This window comes from Rhodoplanes roseus (assembly GCF_003258865.1).
Lineage (GTDB): Bacteria > Pseudomonadota > Alphaproteobacteria > Rhizobiales > Xanthobacteraceae > Rhodoplanes > Rhodoplanes roseus.
Genome location: NZ_NPEX01000979.1, coordinates 1 through 242, shown reverse-complemented (window position 1 = coordinate 242; position 242 = coordinate 1). Strand labels below are relative to the sequence as shown.

1 pseudogene is annotated in these 242 nt (G+C 63.2%); it reads right to left on the bottom strand.

The annotated features are described in order from the left end of the window. Window positions 1-242 (bottom strand): annotated as a pseudogene (locus CH341_RS35585) (ABC transporter ATP-binding protein); the annotation flags it as partial.

Genomic DNA, 242 nt, shown 5'->3' with positions numbered 1-242 from the left:
GGGTGAGTGAGATATCGCTCAGGCAAAGTCTTTTCGCATCGGGATAACGGAAATCGACCGACTTCAGGCGCGCCGCTTGCCTGTTTGGCGGCATAGAAGGCGGTCGTGCCGGTGCCACGGGATCTGTCTTGAGGCGCGGAGCGAGACGGCGTGCTGCAAGGCGCGTGCGGCCGAGCTCGACGGCACCACGTTTGAGGGCTGCAAAAGGTTCGGCGGCGGCAAAGACGACGAGGATCGCAAGC